Source organism: Lentzea tibetensis (assembly GCF_007845675.1).
Classification (GTDB): domain Bacteria; phylum Actinomycetota; class Actinomycetes; order Mycobacteriales; family Pseudonocardiaceae; genus Lentzea; species Lentzea tibetensis.
In genome coordinates, this window is record NZ_VOBR01000003.1 from 189,235 (window position 1) to 209,437 (window position 20,203).

Below are 20,203 nucleotides of genomic sequence, written 5' to 3' on the forward strand. Positions count from 1 at the left end.
TCGGGCCTGTCCGCCAGCACCATTCCGGCCGCCGTCGCCTGACTCCGGCTCCGCCACTGTCGACCAGCACCACGCCGACCAGCACCACCTCGGGCACCGCCGCCTGCCCCAGCCTGCACCTGTCGACTGACACCGGCCCAGGGCCGAGGGCGGACCGCCGCTGCCCCCGCGCGCTTTCCTTTTGCGCAACGATCGGCGGCCCCCGAACGTTCCGCGAATCCCCAGACCAGCCGCGTGAACGGGCCGTTGATCAAGCAAAGCGCAACTGACCAGGCAAAACGGCGACCTACGCGAACCGACGAATCATGCTCAGGAACATAGCGTCAAAAGCGCGATCCGGCAGAACCCGCCGCAGGAACAGAATCGGCCGAGCCAAATACCCAGCGGCGTACCGAGTGCGAGGCCGCCGAGCCTTGACGGCCCGAACGATCACATCCGCGATCACCGACGGCTCGGACCCGTCCGTGGCCCGCGAGAAGAAGGAAGCCAACGCCTTGGCCTGCGACGCGTAAGCACCGGATCCGGACGTCTTCATCAGGTTGTCGACCGCGATGCCCGCCCACTCGGTCTTGATCGCACCGGGCTCGATCACCACGACGTCGATGCCGAACGGCTTGAGCTCCAGCCGCAGCGAGTCGGACAGCCCTTCGACGGCGAACTTCGTCGAGTGGTACCAGCCGCCGAGCGGCTCGTAGATCTTGCCGCCGATCGACGACACGTTCACGATCTTGCCGCTGCCCTGCGCCCGCATGTGCGGCGTGGTCAGCTGCACCAGCCGGGCGAGGCCGAACACGTTGACCTCGAACTGGTAGCGGCCCTCGGACAGCGGCACGTCCTCGAACGCGCCGTACGAGCCGTAGCCCGCGTTGTTGACCAGCACGTCGATGCGGCCGGACTCGTCGATGATCTGCGCGATCCCGGAGACCATCGACGAGTCGTCGGTGACGTCCATCTTCACGACCTTGATGCCCCGCGCGGCCAGCGAGGACATCCGATCCACCCGCCGCGCGGCCGCGTAGACCGTGTAGCCCGCGTCCTGCAGTGCGACAGCCGTGGACTCGCCGATGCCGGAGGAAGCGCCTGTGACCAGTGCGACCTTCATGTCCGCTCCTAACTAACTGGTTGGTTACAAAACCATGGCACGACCATGGCTGGCTGTCAACCAACTAGTTGGTTAGAATCGGGGAGTGGTGAGGGACAAGGAAGAGACGAAGCGGAAACTGCTGGCCGCGGCCGTGCAGGAGTTCGCGGAGCACGGCATCGCGGGCGCGCGCGTCGATCGCATCGCGAAGAACGCGGGCGCCAACAAGGCGATGATCTACGCGTACTTCTGCAGCAAGGAAGGCCTGTTCGACGAGGTGCTGAAGCAGCAGGTCGACGCGGCGATCGAGGCCGTCCCGATCACGGCGGACGACCTCGCCGGCTACGCGGGACGCCTGTTCGACCGGTACGTCGAGCACCCCGAGGTGCTGCGGCTCGCCGCGTGGCACCGGCTGGAGAACGGGTTCGACGCGATCCCCGAGGCCGAGGCGAAGGCGTACGTGCACAAGGTCGCCGCGATCGCGGAGGCGCAGGAAAAGGGCGAACTGCCCCAGCACTTCGACCCCGAGGAGCTGCTGAGCCTGGTCGTGCACCTGTCGATACTGGGGTTCTCGTCGCCGGTCGCGAGCCGCGACCTGGTCGTGCGCTCGGTGGATCAGCTCCTGCGCAGCAGGTAGGTGTCCATGATCCAACCCTTGCGCTCACGGGCTTCCGCGCGCACGCGAACGATCTCGGCGGCCACGTCCCCCACCCGCCCGGAGATCAGGATCTCGTCCGGCATGCCGAGGTACGCGCCCCAGTAGACGTACGTGTCCGGCGGGACGTCGGCGAACGCGCAGTGCGCGTCCAGCATCACGGCCACGTCGTCCACATCGGACGGCCAGCCGGCGGCGAGCCTGCGGCCGGTGGTGATCTGCACCGGCTTGCCGACCTGGTTGAGGTTCACCCGGTGCCGCGCGGTCAGCGCCGCCACCGACGTGATGCCCGGAATGACCGAGTGCTCGAACGGAACACCGCGCGCCAGCAGGTCTTCGAGGATGTGCAGCGTGCTGTCGTACAGCGACGGGTCGCCCCACACGAGGAACGCCCCGACCTCATCGGCACCCAGCGACTCCAGCAGCGACGCGAACACGTCGGCGCGGCGGCGACGCCAGTCGTCCACCGCGCCCACGTAGTCGCCCGCGGTGCGGTCCCGATCGGGGTCACGGCCTTCGAGCACCCGGTACGGGCGCGTCACGTGCCTGGTGAGGATCTCCTGCCGCAGGTCGACCAGCTCCTGCTTCACCTCGCCCTTGTCCAGCACGAAGAACACGTCGACCGTGTTGAGGGCCTTGACCGCCTGCACCGTCAGGTGGTCGGGGTCGCCCGCGCCGATACCGATGACCAGGATCTTCCGCACCGCGACACACTAACCGCGCACGAGCGTCACGCCGAACGCGGACAGCGCCTCGCCGATCGGCTGGAACAGCGTCAGCTTGCCGCTGGTGCAGTTGGCCGTGCCCGCGGAGACGATGCCCTGCGCCTGCGCTCCCGCGTAGACCGCGCCACCGGAGTCGCCGGGGTTGGAGCAGATGTCGGTCTTGGTCAGGCCCTCGACGATCACGCCGTTGCCCGCGTTGAACGACACGTTCTTCGCGGTGATCTTGCCGCAGGTGACCTTGGTGGTGCTGCCGGACTTGCACACCGACGCGCCGATCGCGGCCTCGGTCGAGCCCTTGATCGTCACGTCACCGGTGCCGTAGCCGTTGACCTTCGGCGTCAGCGCGAACTCGGCCGACGTCACGTCCACCTTGCCGAAGTCGCCGGTCTTGCTGAACGTGCTGCCGTTCACCGTGCCCATCGTGGTGAGCGTGGTGGTGGAGCGGGCGGTGGCGCCCTTCACCTTCGTGCAGTGGCCGGCGGTGATGAAGTGCTTGCTGCCACCGGAACCGGTCGCGGAGAACCCGACCGAGCAGCGGCTGGTGCCGTTGTTCCAGCCGTCGCCGCCCTTGACGTCCGTCGCCATGAGCAGCTTCGGCTCCTGGACGACCCGGACCTTCCCGGGCAGCGTGGCCAGGAATCTCGTCGCGGCCGCGTCGCGTGAGGTGACGGACACGACGAGCGTGTCGCCCTCGGTCCACCAGCTGGCGACGGAGTCCGGCAGCGTGGTGGCACTCTGCGCGGGCGTCGCGACGGCGGCGCACAGCAGCAGAGCGAGAACGGGGATCTTGCGCAACATGGAGGGGCTCCTTCGTGACGTGCGATGGACTGCGCACGCCGCCGAAGGAGCCCCGGTTCGTCTCAGTTGGACACTGTGGACAAATGACGTACCGGCTCGCGCAGCCGCGCCAGCACCAGGCTCAGCGCGAGGAGCCCCGCGCCCTGGAACAGGCACAGCACCTGGGCGCTCACCACGTCACCGAACGCGCCGAACGCCAGGAACGCGACCGGGAACGTCGTCGCCACGGACGCCATGAGCGCGGCGAAGAAGCGACCCTTCGCCGAGTCGGGCACGACCTCCTGGAAGAGCGTCGTGAACTTGACGTTGCAGACGCCGAGGCAGAACCCGCTGACCGCGAGCGTCACCGTGTAGAGCACCGGCGACACGGCCAGACCGGGCACCGCGAGGAACACGCCGAACGCGGCGACGCACAGCGCGCCGAACCTGGTCACCGGACCGGACACCGGGATCTTCGGCGCGGTGAACGCGCCGATCAGCAGACCCAGCCACAGCGCGGCTTCCAGCATCGCCAGCGTCGACGGGCCCAGTCCCAGCACGGACTTCGTGTACAGCGGCAGCACCAGCAGCGTCGGCGCGGAGAAGAAGTTCACCGCGGCGAAGCACAGCAGCAGCGGCCGGATGCCGGGCAGCGTGCCGAGGAACGTCCAGGTGCCGTTCGACGCCTCGGGCGCGGGGCCGGCGGGCATCGGCCGGAACCGCGCGGCGGCGATGCACGCAGCGGACACGCCGTAGGTCACCGCGTTGATCGCGACCGCGCCGGGGAACCCGACGGACGCCAGCAGCACCGCGCCGAACGCCGCGCCCGCGAAGTTCGCGACGGACTGCGTGGACGTGCCGAAACCGACCGCCTTCTGGATCTGCTCCGGCTCGACGAGCTCGGGCAGCGCCTTCATCAGCGTGGGGTCGAAGAACGCCTGGCACGTCGCCAGCACGAGGCCGACCACGTACACCGACCACACCGGCACCGCGTCCTGGAACGCGAACACCGCGAGCACCGCGACGAACACGAACGCGATCAGCTCGGCGCGCAGCATCACCGTCCGCGACGGCACGCGCGAGATCAACCGGCCGATCTGGCCGACCAGCACCAGCGCGGGCAGCGCGCCCACGACGAGGAACGCGCCGGACGCGAGGCCGCGCCAGTCGGCGGGCAGCGAGCTGAGCAGCCACCACAGCAGCGCGATCTGGTAGCACCGCGTGCCGCCCTGGCTGAGCACCTGGCCCAGCCACACCAGCCGGAAGTCGCGCGACATCAGGACACCCGCTTCTCGTCGCTCGACGGAGAGGGGAACACGAGCGCGACGGAGTAGTACCGCACGCCGAGCGACTTGCGCGGCACGAGGCCGAGCGAGATCAGCTGCTGGTCGTCGTTCATCGGGTGATCGGCCTTTCGTCGCTCGACTTGCGGGCGGGGGTCGGGATGAGCAGTGCGATCGAGTAGTGCTGTACGCCAAGGGACTTGCGCGGGACGAGACCGAGGCAGATCAGGCGGTGGTCGCCGTCGGGCATCAGGCGACCGGCCTCTCGTCGACCAGCCGGATCGTCTTGCCGGTGCGCGGGTTCGTCTGCAGCGCGTCGACCCACTCGACGACGAGCGGGTTGATCACACCGCGCCGCACGTGGTCGGCGAACCGCGGGCTGATCCGGTCGACGCCGTCGGAAATGGCCGGGTACAACGACTCCCGGTCCTCGGCCGTGCACGCGACGCGCAGCACGAGCTGGTCCTTGGCGTCCACGCGGCGCAGCACGACCTGGAAACCGGTGACGTGCCGCGACTCCAGCGCCTCGGCGACGACCGAGCGCAGGTAGTCCAGGTGCAGTGTGACGGGCCCGCAGCGCGCGCCCTCGTCCGCCCGGCCGAGCAGGCGGAAGGTGCCCTCCTCGAAGGAGATCCACTCGGCCAGGTCGCCGACGGGGTAGCGGATGATCGGCATCAGCGTGCGCGACAGGTCGGTGACGAGCAGGCGGCCGGGACGACCCGGCTCCTCGATCGGCTCGTTCGTGTCGACGTCGACGATCTCCAGCAGCCGCGACGGCCGGAACGCGCGGAAGACGCGGGGGTCCTCCGAGTCGGCGACCGACGCGCCGAGGATGCCGCCGTCGACGCTGCCGTAGCCGATGGAGCGGATGACGGCGTTGGGGAACGCGGTCTCCACGACCGTGCGCTGGTCGCCGTAGAACGCCTCACCGCTGAACAGCACGAGCCGGATCTCCGGCAGCGAACCGGCGTTGTCGATCACGTACTGCGCCAGCCGCACGAGCGACGTGGGGAACGCGGCGACGACGGTCGCGTGGAAGTCCTGCAGCGTCTGCAGGGTGAAGTCGAGCGGCGCGCCACCGGCGATCGGCAGCTGCACGGTGTTCACCAGCTCGAGGGTGTTCATCGTGATGATGAACCCGGAGTACAGCTCGCCGGCGTAGTACAGGTTCGCGACCCGGTCGCCCTCGCGGACGCCTGCGGCGTGCATGCCGGTCGCGAACACCTCGGCCATCGAGCGCCACTCGTCGCGCGAGTACCAGGAGACGCGCGGCGCGTTGGTCGTGCCGCCGGTCTTGAAGACGATGCCGTCGGTGTGCGGGCCGGTCATGACCTGGTTGTCCCGCAACGTGTTCGCGTCCCAGAACTTCGCCTGCTCGATGATCGGCAGGTCGGCGACGGTCCAGTCGGCGGGCAGGCCGTCGTAGAGCTCCTTGTAGAACGGGGAGTTCGCGCGTGCGTGCTCGACCAGCGAGCGCAGGTCTGCCAGAGGAGATGACGTGGTCATCAGATAGCCCTTCCTCGCCGGTCGACGACGGAGATCAACTTGCCGCTGGTCGCGGTGCGGTGGAACTCGTCCAGCGGCACGGACTCGACCCGCAGCCGGATGAGGCGGTCGTGCTCGACGCCCTCGGAGAGCTCCTTGTACTGGGAGAGGAACGCGCGCTCGGCGCGTGCCAGGTCGTGCGTCTTGCCCTGCTCCAGCAGGACGGTCAGCTGCTCGGCCTCGATGTGCTCGCTCAGCACGAGCTGCAGCGCGCCCGCGTAGCCGAAGCCGTCCTCGGCGGCCGCGACGAACCGGCGGTAGTTCATGGTCTGCGCGCCGATGCGGAACACGTCACCGACGCGGCCCAGCAGTTCGAACCGCGGCGTGCGGCGGCCGCACGGGCAGTCGCCGGGCACCCAGCGGCCGAGGTCGCCGATCTCGTAGCGGTCGAGCCGCTGGCCGCGCCGGGTGTGCGCGGTGAACACGAGACGGCCGGGCTGCGTGCCGCGCACCGGCTGGTCCGCGTCCGGGTCGAGGATCTCCAGCGTGTGCAGGCCGGTGAACAGGTGGTGCACGCGGGTGGACGAGTGCTCGCACTGGTAGCCCATCGGGCCCGCGTCGACGCTGCCGTACGCGGCGGAGCGGACGACCTCGACCCCGAACTCCTCGCGCAGCCAGGCGATCTGCTGCTCCGCGAAGTGCTCACCGGCGTAGTAGATCTTGCGCACGCCGCCGTACGACCGCAGCAGGTCGCCCTGCTCGGTGAACAGGCGCTGCACGAAGCTCGGCGCGGTCAGCAGCGTGTTGACCCGGTTGTCCACGATGGACTGCGCGATGTTGTCCAGCTGGTGCCACTCGCCGCCCATCGGGAACTGCACGGCGCCCATCCGCTCCAGAGAAGAGAAGAAGCTGATGAAGCTGCCGTACATGTGCCCGCCGAAGAACAGGTTCATCACCCGGTCCGTGCGCGCGTCCAGGCCGGTCGCGAGCAGGCTCTCCGCGCCGAACCGCATGTGCTCGTCGTAGTCGGCCCAGGTGAACGCGGACAGCTTCGGCGCACCGGCGCTGCCGCCGCTGCGGAAGTACACGTCCGCGTGGTCGTCGGCGGACTGCAGGGTCTCGAAGCCGGTCTTCGGCGTGACCGCGACCGGCGGCGGCGCGAGCTGACGCACCTCGTCCAGGTCGTCGAGGCTCGCGTCGCACGCGAACCGCTCGTCGAGCTTCACCGAGACGCGGTTGCTGTAGCGCTGCAACGCGTACACGCCGTCGTGCGGCTCACCGCTGTAGCCGCCCTGCATCTCGCCGGGCACGGTGATCCGCTGCGCGCCGACGGACACGAACGTCCTGGCGAGCGCCGCGGTGTCGGGACGCGACGCGGCCAGGCCCACGGTCTGCAGGTAGCGGCGCATCGGCCGCAGCGTCGCGGCGATCTGCTTGCGCGGCAACGGCTTCACCCACACCGTGCGGTACAGCGGCGAGGCGCGCAGCGCGGACCTGGTGTCCGCGAGGACCCGCCAGTGGTCACCGGCGTGCACCTGGGTGAGACCGAGGTGCTCCTCGAGCCTGGTCACGACGACGGTGTTGTTGATCTCCGCCCACTCGGCCTGCGACGGCTCGCGAGCGGGCGCGGCGACCTGGCCGAGCACACCGGCGAAGCGCGCGGCGAACGCGAAGACGTCCGAGTCGTGCTCGGTGTCCAGGTAGATCACCTGCGGGCTGGAGCACGACTGCTGCTCGTTCTGGCAGATGTCGGTCGCGATCGCGCGGAGAGCGTCCACATCGGACCAATTGTCCGCCGTCAGGTACGCGAACGACAGCTTCGGGCCCCAGTCGACGAGCCGGGTGCCGGGGCGCACCAGCTCGGCGACGCCGGCGATGGCCTCCTCGCCACCCCACACCGCGACCGCGTCCGCCGCGCCGCACATGCGGCTCAGCCACTCGCGACGCGACGACGAGAAGTGCAGCACGACCAGCCGTGCCGCGATCTGGCCGGACGGGTCCTCGTCGGCCAGCGCGGCGAGCACGTCGGCGGTGAAGCGCGAGTCGTCGCTGCTCACCTTGATGACGTTGAGGTTCCCGGACAGCAGGCCCTCGATGCCGCTCAGCACGCCTGCCGCGGCCGCGTTGCCGGACGTGACGTGCGCGAGCAGGCCCAGCGGCACCCACGCCTCGTAGGTGGGCTGGCGGAAGTCGAACCGCGCCAGGCGGGCCGGGTCGACGCCCCCGAGCTCGCGGGTGACCTTGCGCTCCAGCTCCACTCGGCTCAGCGCGTAGGCCAGCGTGCCGAGCGTGCCCTCGATCTCGGCGTCGCCGAGGCCCCACGCCTCCAGCCTGCCGCGGTGCTCACCGAGCTTCGGGATCAGGCGCTCGGCGGCGGCCATGACCACGAGCGGGCTCAGCCGCGGTCCCGTGATCACCTGCTGGGTGCGGTCCTCCAGCGTGTCGAGCCGGAGGTCGGCCTCGGTGTCGGAGACCCACTCTCCCTGCCAGTAGTGCTGGTTCATGACTTGCCCTTCAAGAGTTCCGCAGCCGCGATCGCACAGGACTTGTTGCGGGAGACGCCTGCGCGGCCGAGGATCTCGAACCACGGGGTCTTCGCACCGCAACCGCACTCGTCCGGCGCGTGCAGCGCCGCGAGGTCGCCCATGAGCACGCTCTGCGCGGGTGCCGAGGTGATGTACGGGGAGACGAACTGGAGGTAGCCGGGCTCGCCGAACCCGAGCACGTCCAGCGTCTTCACGTCGCGGACCAGCGCCCGCGACCAGGTCGGGACGTGCAGGTTGTGGTGCGCGCACTCCAGGTACGGGATCGAGTGCTCGACCGAGCCGTAGCCGTCGCGCACCCGCCCGTCCGGGATGCCCAGCATGTCGGTGATCTTGTCGCGCATCTCGGTCTTGCTGATCTGCTTGTCCGCGTTGGACTTCCAGCCACCGCCGAACAGCACCAGTGACCGCTCGTTCAGCTTCAGCGGCGGCAGGCCCATGGCGCGCATGCGGTCCAGCGTGAAGCTGAGGAACGCGGGGAAGCCGAAGATCCGCACCGGCAGGCCGGAGTCCGCGAACTCCTGGAGCGCGCGGATGCAGCCGAAGGCGTCGAACTCGTGCCCGGTGCCGGTGTGCGCGAGTCCGTAGTGGACGGACTGGACCGGCGCGAAGTCCGTCATGAACTGACCGGTCATCGAGCTGCCCAGCTTGACGCTCGGCGTCGGCTGGTTGGTGTACAGCAGGTAGTGCACGGGCTCGCGGGCGTCGATCCAGCCGTAGTGGTCGTAGATCCGCGCGACCATGCGCTGACCGGCCTGGTGCGTCCAGCTGTCCCAGAACATCTGCGACTTCTGCCCGGTCGTGCCGGAGCTCGTGGCGTGCACCGCGACGTCCGCGCGCGGGATGCTCAGCACCTCGTGCATCTTGAAGAAGTTCGCGTGCACGTAAGGCTGTTCGACAACGTTGTCGATGGGCCGACCATCCCAAAGGGACGCGAAGAACGGCGACCTCTCGGCGTGCCAGCGGTTCGACTCGTTCATCGCCTCGATGAACAGCGCTTCGTCGCTGTGGTCGTACGGGTCCGCGATGTCGCAGAGCTGTTGCACGGCACCGAGCCGTGCCGAGTCGGGAACCGTCACCGGTCCGAGGTGCTGGTTCACCGGAACACTCCGCTGGTGTTGAGGAACTTCTGCGTCCACAGGTCGATGTACTGCTCGGCGAACGGCTGGAACGCTGCGTCGATCGCGAGGCCGCGGAAGTCCAGCGGCTGCATGGTGCGCGCCATGACGACGTAGTCGTGCCAGCGCTCGCCCTCCTTGCGCATCGCCGGGTACATGGCGACGGGCAGGAAGCCGTGCGCGAGCGCCGCGCTGAGCTCCTCGAACGCGTAGAGCGGCACGATCGTCTCGATGTAGAACGCGCCGTAGCCGTTCAGCTCGTCGATCAGCTTCTCCATGTGCGGCGCCACGTCCATCGGCGACGGGGTCGCGCCGATCAGCGTGCAGTAGCCGTCCTTGCGGCTCAGGTGCGCGTACACCTGGTAAGCGCCGGTGGACTCGGCGAGCAGCACGTTCGGCTTGTGCAGCGGGTAGAACCGGCGCACCGGGTCGATCATCGTGCTGTCGAAGTGCTGCTGCACGAAGTTCGGCGCGTCGATCAGCTCGATGGAGCCGGAGCTCTCGGCGGCCTGGAACTCGCTCTCCGGCACCAGCTCGGGGAACACCGGCAGGCCGACGGTCTCGTGCACGGTCTTCAGCAGCGGGCCGAGGCTCTGGGGCGCCTTGTGCACCGGGTGGCGGTTCTCGAGCACGCCGTCGCGGTACTTGGTGAGCAGCACCATGGTCTCGTGCCGCTCGGCCTTGCGCAGGTTCGGGAAGATGCCGAGCGCGTGGAACCCGTTGCGCAGGTGGATCTTCTGCGGCACGGCGCTCGTGGTGCGCGCGGTGCCGTACACGGAGTCCGCGTCGCCGGTGGCGAGCAGCACCTTCGCGAGGTCGCCGACCATCCGGTTCGCGATGCCGCCGCCGCGGTGCCGCGGGTCCACGACGAGCGCCTGCATCTTGCCCATGCGGTCCGACGGCTCGACCGTGCCCATGATGGACGCGATGATCTTGCCGTTCTTGCGCTCGACCAGCCACGTCGTCTTCGGGGAGCTGATCTCCCTGGCCATGACCTCGCCGTCCGTGCCGAGGGGCAGGGCGTACGACGTGCCGTACACCAGCCGGAACAGCCTCAGCAGCTCGTCGACGTCGTCGACGCGGGCAGGTTCGAACTCGGTTTCCAAGCTTTCCTCCTGGGGGGCGAAGGCCGCGCGTATTCAGGCACGCGCTAATAAGCCGGTGCAGGAGCGGCGGCTCGGACCGACTGGGGGACTAACGGGGGGTCGTATTAAAAACCTTACCGGCGGGTACAACCGCCGTTCAGGTGAGGGAACGTCAGGAGCAGCGCAAATACTTCCCGGTGGCGAGGCAGATCACAGGAAGCATCAAGAGAAGGTCAATTCGATTTGCTGACGTTGCTGCGAATGGAGGAACGACAGCAGCTCTGACCCCTCACGTCTCACTTGGTCGGCCTCATTCTTTGGTAGCCGTCCGAACGTGTGAATGGCCAGCGTCGCTATTCCCGCGTGGTTGGTGACTTTCCACATGCCTTTGGTGAAGCCGTCCACGAGGAGCGCGTTCGGCTGTTCATTGATCTTGATCAGCGGTACGGGATCGTACGAGTCGGAGACAATTCTGCTGCGGTCCGCGTGCGAGAGCAGCAGGTTGTCGAAGTCGTACAGGAACCTGGGCGGCGCGGGCGTTTCCTCGTGCGGCCTCGGCGCGTCCGGCAGGTCGAACAGCTCGCGGCCCTGTTCGTCGGTGAACGTGACGAGGCTCATCCTCGCGAAGACCTCTTTGAGGCGGGTCACTCCGGACCACTGCTGCGCGTCTTTGACGGTCGCCGGACCGAATGCCCTCAGATATCTGGTCACGAGGGTTTCTGTCGGCTCGGTGACAGGTCCTCCGTGGAGCCAGTTCTCCATGGACGTGTGTTTCGCCAGGCCGCTACCGGTCCACGTCCCTCTCGGCGGTGTTTGCACGAGTGGGACCCACATGCGGATGGCCTGGGCGAGTGCGGCCGGATCCCGGTGGAACTCTTTTTCTAGTGATTTCCCTAGTTCTGTGAATGTTATGGGCTGCTCCTCGACGAGTGCCCGTCCGGCTTTGACCAGGGCTTCCTTGTCGAGGTCTTTCAGGTGCCTGCCGAACGCGCCCATCGTGGTGCGCTCGATCGGCGGGTCGACGAGCGGGCGCAGCCACCTGGCGTCCTCGGCCGTGACCAGGTGGATCGTCGAGCGCATCAGCGCCATGCGCACGACGCGCCGTTCGGTCAGGTGGGCCGACAGCTCGTGCGGGTCGAAGGCTTCGAGGCGCGACCACATGCCCGTGTACCAGGACTTGACCGTCTGCGACTGCAGGCCCGCCAGGTGCTCCACCGCGTCGAGCACCGGCATCGTGCTGCGTTCGAGCAGCAGCTGTCGCGCGAGGGTGGCCCGGTTGAGCGCGCGGCGGGTCAGCGTCGTCATAGCGCCACGGTAGAGGCCGTTGCGGCCAGTTCCCGTCCTTGTGGCAGCCAGAGCACGCGCAACGCGCCGTCCGGGTTGGCGCGGTGGTAGGGCGCGCCGTTCCACGGCGTCAGCTCCAGTACGCCGAGCACTTGGGCGTAGCGGGCAAGGGCTTCACGAGGCAGCGCGGCGATCTGATGCAGTGCCTCGGTCGGTTTCGACGCGGTACAACTACTGGCCCAGCCGCTCCCGCAGGAGTGCCTGCACGTCCTCCGCGGACACGCTGTCGGTGGGCAGTACACCGGTGCGCAGCGTCTGTTCGGCCCGCAGGAGCATCCGCCGGTGCGCGGCAGGATCGGCCTGGGTCATCCGTGCGATGCGGTGCCAGTGCTCGAGCGTCTGCTGCAGCTCGTCGAGGCTCAGCGTCTCTGCCGCGATCTTGCGCGCTCGCTGGTAGTCGCGGTCGAAGTCGGCCGTTTCCTCTGGCAGCAACGCGGCTCGGATCGCGCGCGGACTCCTGTCCGGCGGACCTGCCGGGAGCGGAGCAGCAGGGGAAGCCACGGCCTCGCAATAGCGTGTCGGTGGGCAGCGACAGGGTGTCCTGGATGCGCGGCGCCGGCACTCGACCGGCTGAACTTGAAGGTGACGCGACGTCACCTCCTACCGTGAGCCGCATGGGACTCAAGGTCGGCGAACTGGCGCACTCATCAGGACTGACCGTCCGCACCTTGCGCTACTACGACCAGATCGGCCTGCTGACCCCGTCGCGCAGCACGGGCGGCCACCGCCTGTACGACGAGGCGGACGTGCAGCGCCTGTACCGGATCTGCCTGCTGCGGCGGATCGGGCTGCACCTCGACGACATCGCGAGCGCGCTCGACGACCCCGGCTGGGACCTGGAGCACGCGCTGCGCCGTCACCTGGACCTGGTCGACCACCGGCTGGCGGTGAGCGGGCAGCTGCGCAAACGCCTGGCCGCGATGCTGGCCGCGTTCCCGCCGAAGACGAGTGACGTGCTGGAGACGATGGAGGAGATGGTCATGCTCGACACGGCTGTGCAGCGCAGGATCTCGATCCTGGTGTACGAGGACATCGCGGCGGCCCACGCCCACCTGGTCGGGGTGTTCGGGCTGGGTGAGGGCAGGCTCGACTTCGCGGACGGGGTCTGCGTCCACGGTGAGGTGCAGGCGGGCGACGGGGTGATCTGGCTGCACCGGGTGTCGCCGGAGTTCGGGCTCGCGTCGCCGAAGACGCTCGGCGCGTCGACGGCCACGACCGCGGTCATGGTCGAGGACGTCGACGCCCACCACGCGCGTGCGGTCGAACGTGGCGCCGACGTCGTCTACCCGCCGGTGGACCAGCCGTACGGGTTCCGCGAGTACAGCGCCCGCGACCCCGAAGGCGGGCTGTGGTCGTTCATGAGCCCCTTGGACTAGTGCGCGATCACGTGGAGGATCCGGACCGGCTTGCGCGGCAGCCCGTCCGGCTCGCCGTTCGGGCCGGGGATGATGCCGGCCGCCACGATGCGGTCCAGCGCGTCCATGCCGTGCGTGACGCGACCGAGGATCGTGTAGACCGGGCGGATCAACGCCTGCGAGTGCACGACGAAGAACTCGCTGCCGTTCGTGCCCGGCCCCTGGTTGCCCATGGCGATCGTGCCGCGCGGGTACTTCTCCTGCCCGGTCACCTCGTCGACGAACTTGTAGCCGGGGCCGCCCTTCTCCGCCTCGATCAGGTCGCCGCACTGCAGCACGCCGAGCCGGTCGTAGTTCGTCAGCCGGAAGCACTGCGTGTGCGTGTAGAAGAAGCTGCGTGCGAGGTGCGCGAAGTTGTGCACGCCGCACGGTGCGTTGGCGCGGTCGAGCTCGGCGACGACCGTGCCGTAGTTCGTCAGGATCGTCACGTGCACGGTGCCCTGGGAGCGGGCCCGCGGTGACGGCCGGTGGACCGGGCGCGCGGCCGGGTTCTCCGGGGTCGGGGTGAACTCGCAGTGCGTCGTGGCCGGGGAAGCGCTGGCCACGGGGGACACCGACAGGGCGAGCAGAACAGCGAGCAGCAGCTTCATGCGCTGGACGTTACCGACACCTCACGCTCGGTCGTCACCTTCTTTCGGGCCGGATTGCGCCGCTCCAGCCACCACTGGCTGAGCAGCAGCGGGACGGTCCACCCGAGCCAGGTCGAGATGCCCGCGACCAGCGGCCCGATCTCCGACTCCGGGTAGAACGACATCAGCGACAGGTACGCGACGACGCCCCAGATCCGGTTGCTGATGATCGACGCGGTCAGCGCGAAGCTGCGGATCATCCACCGCCGGTGGTCGCCGAACCGCCGCTGCCGCGCCATCCGGTAGCCCGTCACCGACGTCAGCAGCCACAGCGTGGCGAGCATGACGTTGCTCGTGCCCGCGACCGGCCCGAACGGCGTGGTCGCTCCGACGACCAGACCCGTCAGGCCCGCAGGGAAGACGCCGGCGAAGAAGTAGACGCGGCCGATCCGGCGGTGCCACACCGGGAACCGCGATCGGAACCACGGCCACACCTGCAGGCCGCACGTCGCCAGCGCGACCGACCCGCACAGGACGTGCACGACCAGCAGCGGGTAGTGCCCCGCCCACGTCGCGGGCACGCGCGACTGCGCCGGGTCGAGCGACAGGTACGGCGGGATCGAGAAAGCCAGGAACACGAGCACCACGAACCCCAGCGGTGCCACCCACGGACGCTTCCACCAAGTCATGTGCGCAGCGTGGAACACCTCGCTTACGGCTCGCGCACCGCGCGCTGACGGCCGGGAAAAGGCGACGCAAGGCCCCCGCAAGACCTCGCGAAGTGGCGGCTGTCACGCGTGTCAGACCCCGGTGTCAGCGAAGTGTCAGAGGTTCTGACCAGCGCAAACGGCATGCCGGTAAGCCGAATGAGGGAGCGCCGCGCTGACAGGTCGGCGAGATGCGCTGTCAGGTCGCTGTCAGGACGGCTGAGCACAGTCAGTGCCATGACCGGATACGTCACCGACTGAGAAAGCCTTGAGGAGAAAGAATGTTCAGCAAGATCGCCAGCGTCCTCGGAGCCGGTGTGCTCGCCGTCGGTGGCATGGTCCTCGCAGCGGCGCCCGCCAGCGCCGAGACGAACCCGCACTGCGCCCGGTCCACCCAGATCGGCTCCACCGCCTACATCACCTGGAACGGCCAGACCGCCGCGTCGGTCAAGCAGTACGCGGGATGCGGCCAGAACTTCGGCTACGTCTACGTCTGGGAGGGCTTCCGCTCCTCGCACCGCTCCTACGAGATCTGCGCGGCCGTCCGTGCCAACGGAGATGCCCGCGAGGGCACGCAGTGCAGCGACCCGAGGAAGGCGCAGGCGGAGATCTGGTCGCTCGGCACGAACACGCTGAACAAGTGCACCAGGGCCGACGGCAACCTGAGCATCGGAGGCACTGAGCGCAGCGCCCGCACGAGTGAGCGGTGCTGACCGTGAAGAAGGCGATTCTCACGGCGCTCGCCGCGGTCGCGGTACTCGCCCCGATGGTGCAGGGCACGGCGCAGGCGGAGGTGCGCTCGTTCCCCGTCACGACCACTTTGGACGGTCGGACGGTCAAGGACCCGGACGTGCCGGTCGGCAAGCAGCGCGTCGCCGACATGTACGCCAAGGGCACCAAGGTCAAGATCGTCTGCCAGGACAAGGGTCCTGAGTACGGCGGCAAGGGCATCTGGGACCTCACGGTCGAGGGGCTGTGGATCCCGGACGGCTACGTGGAGACCGGCTCCGACGGCATGGTGATGGCCAAGTGCGCCATCCCGAAGAGCTACCCGGCGAAGACGGATCTCAACGGCCGCAAGAACAAGGGTGACGCGGCGACCGCGCCGGGATCGGTCGTCGACAAGTACGAGGAGGGGCAGCAGGTCCCCGTCAAGTGCCAGGCGCAGGCCGACGGCGGCACGATCTGGGACTTCACCACGGACAACCTGTGGGTGCCCGACACGTACGTGAAGACCGGCGTCGACGGGTTCGTGCAGGGCCTGCCGCGCTGCGACACCGACGGCATCGACGGCGGCGAGGAGCCTCCGGGCAACGTCGTCCACGGCCGCAGCAACGGCCCCGCGGGGCCGGCCACGGGCACGAACGCCGAGAAGGTCAAGCGCGTCATCGACACGGCGAAGTCCCAGATGGGCAAGGGCTTCAACTACTCGTGGGGTGCGGGTGGCAAGGGCGGTGCGTCCTACGGCATCCACCACTACCCGGACGGCGACCCGAGCCAGGGCGACGACTACAACCGCCTCGGCTACGACTGCTCCGGCCTCACGCTCTACGCGTTCTGGAAGGGCGCCGGCATCGACATCGGCAGCTGGACCGGACCGCAGAACACCAAGGGCCGCGCGGTGGCGCTGTCCGCTCGCCAGCCCGGCGACCTCGTCTTCTGGGGACGGTCGGACAACGACTCGGACGCGACGACGCACGTCGCGATCTACCTGGGAGACAACAAGATCCTGGAAGCCGCTCCGCCGCGTGACGGCAAGAGCGTGCGCATCAGCGATCTGTACCGGCACGGAAATCCGTACACCAAGGTCCGTCGAATCATCGGATAAGGGGAGTTTTCAAGTGAAGATCGGCAAGATCCTTTCGGCAGGCCTCGGCCTCGCGATCAGCGTGGGCGTGCTCACGATCGGCGGCGGCTCGGCCAGCGCCGCGACCAACTTCCAGATGCCGTTCCCGTGCGGCCAGGTCTGGGAAGGCCAGACCCGCACCAACCACAGCCCCGCCAACGCGGTCGACCTGAACCGCGGCGCGGACGAGGGTGACGCGGTCGTCGCGTCGGCGTCCGGCACGGTCACCAAGGTGCGCAACGAGGGCAGCACCAGCTACGGCCGCTGGATCGAGATCAGCCACGGCTCCGGCTACACCACCCGGTACGCCCACCTGTCGGCGCAGCGCGTCTCCGTCGGCCAGAACGTCTCGCAGGGCCAGACCATCGGCAACGTCGGCAACACCGGCGGTTCCACCGGTGCGCACCTGCACTACGAGCAGCTGCTGAACGGCACCGCGCAGAAGATCAAGTGGAACGGCGCGCAGATCCTCTACTGGGGCTCCAAGTCCTACACGTCGAAGAACTGCGGTGGCGGCGGCACGCCCGGCAACCCGTACACCCCCGAGGAGGTCTGCGGCGACGGCTACAAGGTCGTCGACCAGGCTGCCGTGACCGGCGGCAAGGTGTTCCTGCTCTACAACTCGGGCAACGGCAACAACTGCGTCACCACCATCAAGTCCGTCTCGCTCGGCCAGGAGACCAGCACCTCCGCGTTCCTCGAGGTGCAGGGTGCGGCTCGCGTCACCGACTCGGGTGCCTACGGCTACTACGCCGGTCCGGTCCGCAAGGCGGCCCCCGGCAAGTGCGTGAAGTGGGGCGGCCAGGTCGGCTCCTCGGGCGGCTACACGAGCGGCTTCGAGCACTGCGGCTGATCGACCAGCACTGATTCCAGCAAGTTGTCACAACGCAGGCCGGGCGTGCCGAGCAATTCGGCCGCCCGGCCTTTGTGCTGTGCATCGCCCAAGATCTTGGCGAGCTGACGGTGTGCGGCGCCTTCGCCGTAACGGTCACCGCGCTTCGACGTCAACGCCAGGCACTGGCGCGCATCGTCAGCCGCAGCGGGATCACCCTGTGCCAGCAGGACTTCCGAGCGGCACAGCAACGCGCCCCACTCGTCGTTGTGCTCACCGGTGATCCGGCACAGCTCGACGCACTCGTCGAACGCCAGCCGCGCCGCGTCGAGATCACCCAGCCTCAACTGCGCCTGACCGACCGACGCCAGCGCGTACGCCACACCGGCCGGGTCGTCGTGCTTCCGCGCCAGATCAAGGCTTTCCCGTGCGGCGTCCAGCGCGGGGACGTACCGCCCGGCCAGCTGGTGCACCTGGGCGAGCGCGCTCAACGCGACCCGCTCCGCGCCATCGGGCCCGTGCCGCACCACGAGGTCCACCGCCTTCTCCAGGCACGCCAGCGCTTCGGGCAGCTCCCCGAGCTCGCGGTGGATCAACCCGATGCCGGTCAGCGCGCGGCCCTGCCCGAACGGGTCGTCCGCACGCGCCTCCAGCACTTCGGCCAGCTGCTCACGAGCCAGTGCGAACGAGCCGATCCGCCGGTTCGCGGCGGACGACACGAGCAATGCGGTCTGCGCTGCTTCCGGTGTGCCGCACCGACGTGCGGCGGTCGTGGCGATCCGGCCCAACTCGACCAGCTCGGCCGTGCGGTCCTGCTTGTAGAGGTGCGAGTACAGCATGTGAGCGATGGTCAGCGCGTACTGCGCGAGACCGTCGGTGTCCGCGACGGCCCGCGCCGCCGAGAGCAGGTTGTCGGCCTCGGCGGTGATCCACTCGACGGGCGAGTCGATGTCATCGGTCGAGGGCAGCGAACCCAGCGCGCCGAACGCGTGCGGCCGCAGCCGGGCGTGCACGGCGGCGAGCGTGTCGCGGTAGTGGGCCAGTGCGCGCTCCAGCGCCTGCGGTTCATCGACTGGAAGCTCCGTGCCGAGCAGGCGCAGCAGGTCGTGCATCCGGTATCCGCTGTCCCCTGGTTCCACGAGCCGCGCGTCCACCAGCGCGTCCAGCTCACGGTCCACATCAGACACGTCGAGCAGTGCCGCGGCGACACCGGAGCTGACCGACGGCACGTGCAGCCTGCTGAGCAACGCGAACGCGCGCACGGCCCGTGCGGGCAGCCCGGCGACGCTGACCTGGAGGCTCGACCGCACGCCGAGGTCGTCGAAGTTCAGCTCGTCGAGCCGGTGCCGCTGGTCGGCGAGCCTGCGCGCCAGCGTGGCCATCGTCCAGTCCGGGCGGCTGCGCAGCCGGGCCGCCGCGACCCGCAGTGCCAGCGGCAGGTGGTCGCACGCGCGGGCCACCTCGAGCGCGCCTTCGCCTGACGAACCGGACAGCACCTCCAGCAGCTCGACGGACTGCTGCTCGGGCAGCGGTCCGAGCGCGAAGTGCCGTCCGTCCACGGTCGCCAGCACGCGCCTGCTGGTGATCAGCACCGCGCTGCCGGGACCACCGGGCAGCAGCGGGACGACCTGTGCCGCGTCGACCGCGTTGTCCAGCACCAGCAACACCTTCCGGCGCGCCAGCAGCGACCGGTACAGCGCGGTCGCCTCCGCCGGGTCGGTCGGGACGGCGAGCGGTGGCGTGCCGAGCGCGCGCAGGAACCGGCGCACCACCTCGGCGGGCGGCAGCGGGTCGAGTCCGGGGGAGGCGCCGCGCAGGTCCGCGTACAGCTGGCCATCGGGGAAGCGGTCGGCGACCTGATGCGCGACCCGCAGCACGACCGCGGACTTCCCCTGCCCACCCGGCCCGTGCACGGCGACCGTCGAACCGGAACCCAGCGCGTCGAGCAGCGCGGCGCACTCGTCGGCGCGTCCGACGAACGTAGGCGGCTGCGACGGCAGCTCGCGCGGGCTGAGCGGGGAGCTCGCGGGACCGGACAGGATCGTGGCGTGCAGGTCGCGCAGCTCCTGGCCGGGGTCGAGGCCCAGCTCGTCGGCCAGCAGGCGGCGGCCGTCCTCGTAGACGGTGAGCGCGTCGGCCTGCCTGCCGGACCGGTGCAGGGCGAGCATCAGGCTGCCGCGCAAACGCTCGCGCAACGGGTGAGCTGCGAGTTCGCTGGTCAACGAGCTGACCAGCGCGTGGTGCTCACCGCTGCTCAACGCCACGTCGGCGCCGCGTTCGACGGCGGCCAGGCGTTCCTCCTCGAGCGCGGACGCCATGCGCAGCCCGCGTGAGGTGTCCGCGAGGTCGGCGAGCGCAGGGCCCCGCCACAACGCCAGCGCGTCGCGGAACTCGCCGCGCCCGACCCGCAGCCGGAACTCCTGCAGGTCGAGCGAGTCCGCGGGGATGTCGAGCCGGTAGCCCTGCCGCGACCCGGCGAGGGTCACGCCGGGCAGGTCCGCGAGGCACCGCCGCAGCTGCGACACGTGCACCTGCACGGCTTTCCGCGCGCTGGGCGGCGACTCGTCCTCCCACAGCGCGGTCATCAGGTGGTCGACCGACACGGCCTGGCCCGCGTGCAGCAGCAGCTCCACGAGCACCCTGATCGGCTGTCCGGGCGGTACGCGAACCTCGCGCTGCTGGTACGTGACCTGCAGCGGGCCGAGTATTCCGAAACGGACGCCATCCACCGGATCAAG

Annotated in this window: 20 protein-coding genes; 5 read left to right on the forward strand and 15 right to left on the reverse strand. The window is 69.3% G+C overall.

Going from position 1 to position 20,203, the window contains the following annotated elements; translation table 11 throughout:
• Positions 1-286: 286 nt before the first annotated feature.
• Complete coding sequence (locus FKR81_RS05075; RefSeq protein WP_146349751.1) at positions 287-1,102, reverse strand: oxidoreductase; 816 nt, start codon at positions 1,100-1,102, stop codon at positions 287-289.
• A gap of 88 nt (positions 1,103-1,190) precedes the next feature.
• Here FKR81_RS05075 and FKR81_RS05080 point away from each other — a divergent pair, with 88 nt between their 5' ends.
• Complete coding sequence (locus FKR81_RS05080; protein ID WP_235921307.1) at positions 1,191-1,718, forward strand: TetR family transcriptional regulator; 528 nt, start codon at positions 1,191-1,193, stop codon at positions 1,716-1,718.
• Here FKR81_RS05080 and cobF read toward each other — a convergent pair.
• From cobF to FKR81_RS05125, 11 genes are all read right to left on the reverse strand, one after another.
• Entirely contained in the window at positions 1,697-2,440 is a 744-nt protein-coding gene (gene cobF / locus FKR81_RS05085; protein WP_146349753.1) for a precorrin-6A synthase (deacetylating), read from the reverse strand. The two genes, FKR81_RS05080 and cobF, sit on opposite strands and share 22 nt — an antisense overlap.
• Before the next feature lie 9 nt (positions 2,441-2,449).
• On the reverse strand, positions 2,450-3,259 hold the full coding sequence (locus tag FKR81_RS05090) for a S1 family peptidase (RefSeq protein ID WP_146349754.1): 810 nt from the start codon (positions 3,257-3,259) through the stop codon (positions 2,450-2,452).
• Between the two features lie 62 nt (positions 3,260-3,321).
• Positions 3,322-4,515 (reverse strand): MFS transporter, encoded by a 1,194-nt coding sequence (locus FKR81_RS05095; protein WP_146349755.1) that lies wholly within the window; start codon positions 4,513-4,515, stop codon positions 3,322-3,324.
• Positions 4,515-4,637, reverse strand: coding sequence for a hypothetical protein (locus tag FKR81_RS45585; protein WP_268891523.1), 123 nt, complete (start codon positions 4,635-4,637; stop codon positions 4,515-4,517). The genes FKR81_RS05095 and FKR81_RS45585 overlap by 1 nt, the downstream gene beginning before the upstream one ends.
• Positions 4,634-4,771: a hypothetical protein gene (locus FKR81_RS43330; protein ID WP_186762782.1), complete on the reverse strand. Its 138-nt coding sequence runs from the start codon at positions 4,769-4,771 to the stop codon at positions 4,634-4,636. Before FKR81_RS43330 ends, FKR81_RS45585 begins: the two co-directional genes overlap by 4 nt.
• Positions 4,771-6,027: a phenylacetate--CoA ligase family protein gene (locus tag FKR81_RS05100; RefSeq protein WP_146349756.1), complete on the reverse strand. Its 1,257-nt coding sequence runs from the start codon at positions 6,025-6,027 to the stop codon at positions 4,771-4,773. The genes FKR81_RS43330 and FKR81_RS05100 overlap by 1 nt, the downstream gene beginning before the upstream one ends.
• Entirely contained in the window at positions 6,027-8,510 is a 2,484-nt protein-coding gene (locus FKR81_RS05105; RefSeq protein ID WP_146349757.1) for an acyl-CoA reductase, read from the reverse strand. The genes FKR81_RS05100 and FKR81_RS05105 overlap by 1 nt, the downstream gene beginning before the upstream one ends.
• Positions 8,507-9,649, reverse strand: a complete 1,143-nt coding sequence (locus FKR81_RS05110) for a LuxE/PaaK family acyltransferase (protein ID WP_146349758.1) — start codon at positions 9,647-9,649, stop codon at positions 8,507-8,509. The genes FKR81_RS05105 and FKR81_RS05110 overlap by 4 nt, the downstream gene beginning before the upstream one ends.
• A complete protein-coding gene (locus FKR81_RS05115; RefSeq protein ID WP_146349759.1) occupies positions 9,646-10,773 on the reverse strand; it encodes a GNAT family N-acetyltransferase in 1,128 nt (375 codons plus the stop codon). The genes FKR81_RS05110 and FKR81_RS05115 overlap by 4 nt, the downstream gene beginning before the upstream one ends.
• Before the next feature lie 201 nt (positions 10,774-10,974).
• Positions 10,975-12,057, reverse strand: a complete 1,083-nt coding sequence (locus tag FKR81_RS05120; protein ID WP_146349760.1) for a winged helix DNA-binding domain-containing protein — start codon at positions 12,055-12,057, stop codon at positions 10,975-10,977.
• A gap of 210 nt (positions 12,058-12,267) precedes the next feature.
• A complete protein-coding gene (locus FKR81_RS05125; protein WP_146349761.1) occupies positions 12,268-12,597 on the reverse strand; it encodes a DUF6247 family protein in 330 nt (109 codons plus the stop codon).
• A gap of 113 nt (positions 12,598-12,710) precedes the next feature.
• Between FKR81_RS05125 and FKR81_RS05130 the strand changes: the two genes are divergently transcribed.
• Positions 12,711-13,472, forward strand: a complete 762-nt coding sequence (locus FKR81_RS05130) for a MerR family transcriptional regulator (RefSeq protein WP_146349762.1) — start codon at positions 12,711-12,713, stop codon at positions 13,470-13,472.
• Here FKR81_RS05130 and FKR81_RS05135 read toward each other — a convergent pair.
• Entirely contained in the window at positions 13,469-14,101 is a 633-nt protein-coding gene (locus FKR81_RS05135; RefSeq protein WP_146349763.1) for a peptidylprolyl isomerase, read from the reverse strand. The genes FKR81_RS05130 and FKR81_RS05135 overlap by 4 nt on opposite strands.
• Positions 14,098-14,769 (reverse strand): DUF2306 domain-containing protein, encoded by a 672-nt coding sequence (locus FKR81_RS05140; RefSeq protein WP_146349764.1) that lies wholly within the window; start codon positions 14,767-14,769, stop codon positions 14,098-14,100. Before FKR81_RS05140 ends, FKR81_RS05135 begins: the two co-directional genes overlap by 4 nt.
• Before the next feature lie 299 nt (positions 14,770-15,068).
• Here FKR81_RS05140 and FKR81_RS05145 point away from each other — a divergent pair, with 299 nt between their 5' ends.
• From FKR81_RS05145 to FKR81_RS05155, 3 genes are read left to right on the forward strand one after another with little or no spacing between them, the layout of a single operon-like run.
• On the forward strand, positions 15,069-15,500 hold the full coding sequence (locus tag FKR81_RS05145) for a hypothetical protein (protein WP_146349765.1): 432 nt from the start codon (positions 15,069-15,071) through the stop codon (positions 15,498-15,500).
• A gap of 2 nt (positions 15,501-15,502) precedes the next feature.
• Complete coding sequence (locus FKR81_RS05150; protein WP_146349766.1) at positions 15,503-16,615, forward strand: C40 family peptidase; 1,113 nt, start codon at positions 15,503-15,505, stop codon at positions 16,613-16,615.
• Between the two features lie 13 nt (positions 16,616-16,628).
• On the forward strand, positions 16,629-17,486 hold the full coding sequence (locus tag FKR81_RS05155) for a M23 family metallopeptidase (RefSeq protein ID WP_235921308.1): 858 nt from the start codon (positions 16,629-16,631) through the stop codon (positions 17,484-17,486).
• On the opposite strand, the gene FKR81_RS05160 is transcribed toward FKR81_RS05155, so the two are convergent.
• The gene (locus FKR81_RS05160; protein ID WP_186762783.1) at positions 17,456-20,194 is read right to left on the reverse strand and encodes an AfsR/SARP family transcriptional regulator; all 2,739 of its coding nucleotides are present in this window, start codon (positions 20,192-20,194) and stop codon (positions 17,456-17,458) included. The genes FKR81_RS05155 and FKR81_RS05160 overlap by 31 nt on opposite strands.
• Positions 20,195-20,203 lie beyond the last annotated feature (9 nt).